The sequence below is a fragment of the Dietzia aerolata genome (genome assembly GCF_014144865.1).
Taxonomy (GTDB): domain Bacteria; phylum Actinomycetota; class Actinomycetes; order Mycobacteriales; family Mycobacteriaceae; genus Dietzia; species Dietzia aerolata.
Genome location: NZ_JAALDM010000166.1, coordinates 1 through 7,455 on the forward strand (window position 1 = coordinate 1; position 7,455 = coordinate 7,455).

A 7,455-nucleotide genomic window follows, 5' to 3' on the forward strand; every position below is an offset into this window, starting at 1 on the left:
GCCTGGCCCGTACCCGCTCGAGAACGGTGCGTCAGTCGTCAGCCTGTGGAGAAGGAGCGAGGATGGGGAATTCCGGGTCGAAAAGCTCCGTCACCGACACACCCACAGCTCCGGGGCCCAGATGCCACGCCAGCACCTCGTCGAATTCGACGATAATCACCCGCTCGGGGAACTGGGTTTCCTTACGGATCTCGGTGGCCATCTCCTCGGCCCGTTCGGGTGCTTCATGATGGTGAACCACGACCAGCACGTCCGTGCGGTCGGTCTCTTCACGCGCGAGTGCCCGGAGCCGCTGGTGCGCCTTGGTGGTCGTCCGCGCCTTGGCGGCCAGCTCCACCGAACCCTTGCGCAGGATGATCACCGGCCGCATGGCGAGCGCGCTGCCGAAGATGGCGGCGATCGCACTGATCCGGCCGCCACGACGGAGGCTGTCCAGCGACTCCACCGCCGCGTACGTCAGCGCTCCCCGACTGAGCCGTTCCGCGAGGTCGTACACGCCCGACAGCCCGAGACCGTTCTGCGCCGCCCACGCGCACTGCGCGACGGCCGCACCGAACGCCATCCCCGCGCACTGCGAGTCCGACACCAGCACACGGCCGCCGAACCGCGTGGCCGCGTCCGCCGCCGACTCCCACGTCCGGGACAGCTGGCGGGACAGGTGCACCGACACCACGCCGGTGCACTCCGGGTCCGCCAGCAGCTCTTCGTAGACCGCGGCCAGCTCTTCAGGACCGACAGCTGCCGTCGAGACTGCTCGCTGTTCCTCCTCGACCACGTGTAAGTCGACGACCGTGATGCCGAACTCACGGATCCATGTCTCGGGAAGGTCTGACGCGGAGTCGGTGACCAGACGGATGGTCACTGCGCCGCCTCCGGAGGTGTGACCCCGGCATTCCACTGGTCCAGACGCCAGAGCAGGCCGCGGGCCGTGTCATTTCCGGGGGGCACGTCGAGGTCTCCCGACGGGCCGTCGGAGTCGTGGGGGCGACGATGCGCGGAAAGCTGCACCCAACAAGTGTTCCCCAGACCGTTGAAGATCGGGTACTGCTCCACCGGAAGTTCAATAAGTGCCGCGGTCAACGCGGCGATTGCGCCGCCGTGGGCGACGATCACAGCAGGGTGTTCGTTCCACTCCGGTTGGTCCCGGACCAGCTCGTCGACGACCGCGCGGGTGCGGCGCGCGACATCGATCCGGCTCTCTCCCTCCGGCGGGGCCCAGCGCGGACTGCTGCGCCAATTGAGGCGAGCGTCCGGCCACTGCTCATCCACCTCGGAATGGCTCATCCCCTGCCAGGTGCCCAGGTGCGTCTCCCGCAACCGCGCATCGGTGCGGACCTCCAGCCCTACCTCGGTGGCCAGTGCTGCTGCGGTGTCGCGAGCACGACGCAGGTCGGACGACAGGATCGTCCACGGGCGGCGCGGCGAGAGGACCCGACCGACCGTATGCGCCTGCCGGACACCGAGCTCACTGAGTTCGGTGTCCAGCTGACCCTGCATACGGAACGACGCGTTGTAGTGCGTCTGCCCGTGGCGCAGGAGGATGAGACGACGGGTCACCTCGGGTCAGAGCTCCTGATCCCGACGCGGCTCCTCCGGTGCCAGCGCGTCATCGGCACTGTCCGCCGAATCGGCGCCACTGCGGCCGGCACCGGTCTGAACTCCGTCGATCTCCACGACGGGGCAGTCCTTCCACAGCCGGTCGAGAGAGTAGTAGTCGCGTTCATCCACGTGCTGGACGTGGACAACCAGCTCGTTGTAGTCGAGCAGTGCCCAGCGGCCCTCCCGGGTGCCCTCGCGACGCAACGGCTTGTGGCCGGCCTCGCGGAGCTTGTCCTCGATCTCCTCGACAACCGAGTTGACCTGTCGTTCGGTATCGGCGGACGCCAGCACGAAGCAGTCCGTGATGACGAGTTGATCGGAAACGTCGAGCACGACGACGTCTGTCGCCAGCTTGTCATCGGCGGCGCGGGCCGCGATGGCGGCCATGTCCATGGCCTCGGGGCTTGCGGTCACTGGGGGAACTCCTCGGGGTGGGGGTCGATGGGGTCGGTGGGACCGGATTCTCGGTGTACCGGGGCCGTCACTGCCGGTGTGCCGTCGAGGCGGGTGGAGCCCTCCGGTCGGTACAGGTTTCGTTTGGCGATGTACTGCACCACTCCGTCGGGTACGAGGTACCAGACGGGTGCGCCGGCTGCGGCGCGGCGGCGGCATTCGGTCGACGAGATCGCCAGTGCCGGGATCTCGAGCAGGTGGACGCGGCCGTCGTGGATCTCGGCCAGGTGGGTGTCCGATAGTTCGAACCCCGGCCGGGAGACACCCACGAAGGTCGCCAGGCCGAACATCTCCTCCCACCCCCGCCAGGTGAGGATCTTCTCCAGCGCATCGGCACCGGTGATGAAGAACAGTTCGGAATCCGGGTGCTGACGAAGCAGATCCTTGAGTGTGTCGACCGTGTAGGTGGGGCCCGCTCGCTCGATGTCGACGCGACTGACCGAGAAACGCGGGTTGGAGGCTGTCGCGATGACGGTCATCAGGTAGCGGTCCTCGGCTGGCGAGACCTTGCGAGTGTCCTTCTGCCACGGCTCCCCGGTGGGTACGAAGACCACATCGTCGAGATCGAACCGGTGGGCCACCTCGCTGGCCGCGACGAGGTGCCCGTGGTGGATGGGATCAAAGGTCCCGCCCATCACGCCGATACGGCGACGTGCGCCTGCGGCGGCTCCGGTCGTGGTCATGATGCGTGAGTCTATCGGGCGACTCTCAGGCTCGGTCGTCACCCGCACCGACTCCGGTCGTCATACCGGAAGCAGACCCGCGACAACCGCGGTGAGCTGTTCGACGTTGCGGCACTCGTGCATCGGAACGTACTGCGAGTAGAGCTTGGCGGCGGAGTCCCCTGTACCCCACTGACGCTTCGGTTCGGGATTGAGCCAGTGGGTGTGTCCCACACGCTCGCTGACGAACTCGAGCGACTCCACGGCCGGGTTCCGGTAATTGTTTCGACCGTCGCCGAGGATCAGCAGTGAGCCGGTTCGCGTGAGGGTGTGGGCGTAGCGATCCGCGAAACCGGACAGCGCGTGCCCGTAGTCGGAATGACCGTCGTAGGTGACGATCTCGGCCTCCCGGACCATGCGCGCCATCGCCGAACCCAGGTCCGATCCGGCCTCGAAGAACGAGGTGACCTCGTCGGTGGTGTCGACAAAGGCGAACACCCGCACTCGGGAGAACTGTTCGCGCAGCGAATGGACCAGCTGCAGGGTGAAGTGGCTGAATCCAGCGACCGACCCGGAAACATCGCACAGCACCACGAGCTCCGGGCGCGCAGGACGTGGTTTGCGCAGCACGAGGTCGACGGGCACCCCGCCGGTCGACATCGACTTGCGCATGGTCTTGCGCATGTCGATCGCCCCGTGCCGGTGGCGGCGCCGGCGAGCGGCGAGGCGGCTACCGAGCTGGCGGGCCAGCGGGCCGACCTTGCGCCGTAGAGCCTGCAGGTCCTGGTCGTTGGCGCGGAGGAAATCAACCTGCTCGGCGGCCTGACCGACCGCGTACTGCGCGACCCTGTCGCGCCCCACGGTCTCAGCGGTGCGCCGGCGGGTCTCGTCGGCGACCTCGCGCAGGAATCCGCGCACCATGTCGGCCGCGGAGTTAGCGGCGGCGGTCTTCTCGGCGTGCCGCTTGGAACCGTCCGGATCGAACGGGTCCGCACCGAGAAGGCCATCGAGCACCTTCTGCATGATGGCGCTGGTGTCGAGAGGGCTGAGCGCCTGGTAGGCGGAGAAGCGTTGGCCGCCCGCCGAATCGTAGGAGCCGAGCTGATCCACCAGCATCTCGGCCAGGGCCCGGGCCTTCGCTCGAGATTCCTCGGTGTCCTCAAGCAGGAGCGAGGCGATCAACTCGTTGAGCGCCTCCGGGTCGACCCTGCCGTCCTCATCGGTGGGGATCTCCACCTCAAGGGTCGTCGCGTCCCCTGGCAACTTCTCCCCGACCGCGACCGGGAACCAGAGATCAAAAAGCTGGTCGAACACGCCACGGTGGGTGGGCTTGTGCAGGATCGTCGCGGCGAGGGCCTCCCGGAGTGCGGGACGGTCGAGCAGGTCGATGTGCACCATCGCCGACGCGGCGTCGACCGCTTCACTGGGCCCGACTGGGATGCCCTTGCGGCGCAGCGCATCGACGAAGTCCACGAGATGGCCGGAAAGCCCGCCCGGAGACTTCTGGATTGTCGTGCCGTCGCTCATGGCTCCCGCCTCCCGATCTGTCTGTGTGGTCTACGGCTTAGTTGAGCCGCAGCTCGGCGGCCGCCCGCAGCTGGTCGGACTGGTGCTTGAGGACGACGCCGAGGGTCTGCAGAACCGTGTCATCGTCGATGGTGTCCAGCCCCAGTGCCACGAGGGTGCGTCCCCAGTCGATCGTCTCGGACACGCTGGGGACCTTCTTCAGAGCCATGGCCCGCAGGACGCCGACTACCCGGACGAGTTGCTCGGCAAGGCGGTCGTCGAGCTCGGGGACACGGGAGGCGAGAATCTTGCGCTCGAGCTCGGGGGTCGGGAAATCGAGGTGGAGGTAGAGGCAGCGACGCTTGAGTGCCTCGGACAGTTCGCGGGCCGCGTTGGAGGTGAGCACCGCGAACGGGCGTCGGGTGGCCTCGATGGTTCCCAGCTCGGGGATGGTCACGGCGAAATCGCTGAGCACCTCAAGCAGGAGGCCCTCGATCTCGATGTCCGCCTTGTCGACCTCGTCCACGAGCAGCACGGTGGGTTCGCTGCGACGGATGGCGGTGAGCAGCGGCCGGGACAGTAGGAACTCCTCGGAAAACACGTCGTCCCGGGTGGAGTCCCAGCCCTCGCCCTGGCCGGCCTGGATGCGCAGGATCTGCTTGGCGTGGTTCCACTCGTACAGCGCGCGGGCCTCGTCGACGCCCTCGTAGCACTGCAGGCGAATGAGCTCGGCCTCGGTGGCCGAGGCGACGGCCTTGGCGAGCTCGGTCTTGCCGACGCCCGCGGGTCCTTCGATGAGCAGTGGCTTTCCCAGCCGGTCGGCAAGGTAAACGACCGTCGCGGTGGACCGGTCGGCCAGGTAACCCTGCTCGCCGAGCGCCTCGATCACGTGGTCGATGCTCTGGAATGCGGGGAGCTGGCCGGTACGGGCTCGGTCCATGGGATGGATCCTTTCGGGCTGGGTGGTGCGCGTGTCGTGTACTGCGTGGGGAGGGCCTTCAGCGCGGCCCCGGGCCGCGGGCCGGGTTATGGACGCACGTGCCCCTTACCGTTGGCGATCCACTTGGTACTGGTCAGTTCCTCGAGCCCCATGGGACCGCGGGCGTGGAGCTTCTGGGTGGAGATACCGATCTCGGCACCGAAGCCGAACATCTCGCCGTCCGTCCACGCGGTGGAGGCGTTGACCATCACCGCCGCGGCGTCGACCTGTGCGGTGAACTTCTCGGCCACATCGATGCTGCGGGTGGCGACGGCCTCGGTGTGCCCCGAGGACCAGCGGGCAATGTGTTCGATGGCCTCATCGACGCCGTCGACGACCTTGAGCGCGATGTCCATGCTGAGGTACTCCTCGCCCCAGTCAACGTCATCGGCAGGGATGAGACCGTCGCGGTCACCGTGGATCACCACACCGGCGGCCTGCAGGGCACCGATCACGCGGTCAACGGCGGCATCCCCGAGCGCGGAGTCGAGCAGGACCGTCTCCGTGGCGTTGCAGACGCTACAGCGGCGGGTCTTGCCGTTGAGCAGCAACTCGATCGCCTCGTCGAGATCCGCGTCTCCATGGATGTAGAGATGGCAGTTGCCGGTGCCGGTCTCGATGGCGGGCACCTTGGCGTTCTCCACGACCGCCTGGATGAGGCCGGCGCCGCCGCGCGGGATCACCACGTCGACCAGGCCGCGGGCCTGGATGAGGTGGGTCACCGACGAGCGGTCCTCCGACGGCAGCAACTGCGCGGCGTCGACGGGAAGTCCATGCCCGGCGAGTACTCCGCGCAGAACCTCGACGAGGGCCACATTGGAATTGCGGGCCGAACGGGAGCCACGAAGCAGTGCGGCGTTGCCGGATTTGAACGCCAGACCGAACGCGTCGACGGTGACGTTGGGTCGGCCCTCGTAGATCATGCCGACGACGCCCAGCGGGACCCGGACCTGCCGCAGTTGCAGCCCGTTGGGCCGGGTCGAGCCACGGGTAACCGTGCCGATCGGGTCAGGCAGCCCCGCGACCTGACGAAGTCCGCCGGCGATGCCGTCGATCCGCTCGACCGTCAACCGGAGCCGATCGAGCATGGCCTCACCGGTGCCCTCTGCGGCCTGGTCGGCAATGTCGCGCTCATTGGCTTCGAGGATCTGCGGCGCGGCGGCCACCAGTGCGTCGGCGGCGGCGAGCAGCGCCGCATTCTTGGCGTCGGTGGTCAGCAATGAAAGCTGCCGCGATGCGGTGCGGGCTCGGCCTGCCGCCTCGCGAACCGCATCGCGGACCGGGTCCGCGGCGGCCGGGTCGGCGCTGGCGAGTTCGGTGCGTGCGGGGGTGTCGAGATGGCTGGAGGTCATGGGGGCCAGCTTACCTGGGGAATCTCGGGCGGATAGCGCGGCCGTCGCTGCTGGTGGGGCGCCCCCCGAGGCGACCGCCGACGTGCACATGCGACCGCGGCACGGTACTCATGCGGCCACGGCCGGGGTGCCGGGCGGAATCCACCGGGGCCTGCCCGGATTGGCCGGGTCCGCAACGGTCCGCCACGAGTTCGGCCCCTCACCCACCCATCCGTGATGGATGGGGCAGGCCAGTGCCAGGTTGGCGATCGTCGTGCGGCCACCCCGAGACCATTCCTCCACGTGGTGGGCCTGGCAGCCTGCCGCCGATCTCTCGCATCCGGGATGCGTACATCCCCCATGGGCGGCGTAGAGGACGAGCCTCTGGATGGCGCTGGCCAGGCGTCGGTCGCGACCCCGGTCGATGTCGATGCGTCTCAGTTCCTCGTGACCGTCGCGCAGGGCGGACAGGAACCAGGAGCGGCGACCCGCCAACGACACGGCCTGGGCCGCGGTGAACTGGGTGCCTGCGTCGGTCTCGACCAGGCCGCCCTGCTCGCCCGCCTCGACCGCGTCCAGCTGTTCGGGGGTCATCCGGACCACGATCGCGGCGACACCGCGTGTGGCTGCGGGCTCGACCGACAGACCGAGCGAGAGCACGTGGCACAGCGCGTCGTAGGCCCGCTGGCCCGCGGTGCGTGTGTCGTCCGCGGCGGATAAATCAGGGTCATCCGGGCCGTCGGCAGTGGCGGCAGCAGCGGGGCCGGCCGCGGGGTCGGACGTGGGGTCGGACGTCGGGTCCGCGGTGACACCGATGCATTGGCCCGGCGCGCCGAAGCGAGCGGTGACCGCGGCCAGGAGCGCCTGGAGACGCGGCTCGCACGTGATCCCGACGCTGGCGAGACCGTCGAGCCCTGCCCGGTGG

General features: G+C 68.5%; 8 protein-coding genes. All 8 read right to left on the reverse strand.

Translation table 11 applies throughout. The features are described 5' to 3' along the window. Positions 1-31: 31 nt before the first annotated feature. Entirely contained in the window at positions 32-862 is an 831-nt protein-coding gene (locus G6016_RS10565) for a DegV family protein (RefSeq protein WP_182632620.1), read from the reverse strand. Then, entirely contained in the window at positions 859-1,557 is a 699-nt protein-coding gene (locus G6016_RS10570) for a histidine phosphatase family protein (protein ID WP_182632621.1), read from the reverse strand. The genes G6016_RS10565 and G6016_RS10570 overlap by 4 nt, the downstream gene beginning before the upstream one ends. Before the next feature lie 6 nt (positions 1,558-1,563). Beyond that, on the reverse strand, positions 1,564-2,013 hold the full coding sequence (gene rsfS / locus G6016_RS10575; protein WP_182632622.1) for a ribosome silencing factor: 450 nt from the start codon (positions 2,011-2,013) through the stop codon (positions 1,564-1,566). Beyond that, a complete protein-coding gene (gene nadD, locus G6016_RS10580; RefSeq protein WP_182632623.1) occupies positions 2,010-2,735 on the reverse strand; it encodes a nicotinate-nucleotide adenylyltransferase in 726 nt (241 codons plus the stop codon). Before nadD ends, rsfS begins: the two co-directional genes overlap by 4 nt. Positions 2,736-2,795: 60 nt before the next feature. Beyond that, entirely contained in the window at positions 2,796-4,241 is a 1,446-nt protein-coding gene (locus G6016_RS10585; protein ID WP_182632624.1) for a vWA domain-containing protein, read from the reverse strand. A gap of 37 nt (positions 4,242-4,278) precedes the next feature. Continuing rightward, the gene (locus tag G6016_RS10590) at positions 4,279-5,160 is read right to left on the reverse strand and encodes an AAA family ATPase (protein ID WP_182632625.1); all 882 of its coding nucleotides are present in this window, start codon (positions 5,158-5,160) and stop codon (positions 4,279-4,281) included. Between the two features lie 86 nt (positions 5,161-5,246). Then, a complete protein-coding gene (locus G6016_RS10595) occupies positions 5,247-6,551 on the reverse strand; it encodes a glutamate-5-semialdehyde dehydrogenase (RefSeq protein ID WP_182632626.1) in 1,305 nt (434 codons plus the stop codon). 108 nt (positions 6,552-6,659) lie between these two features. Continuing rightward, positions 6,660-7,455 (reverse strand): HNH endonuclease signature motif containing protein (locus G6016_RS10600; RefSeq protein WP_182632627.1); only part of this gene is annotated, 796 nt, incomplete at its 5' end.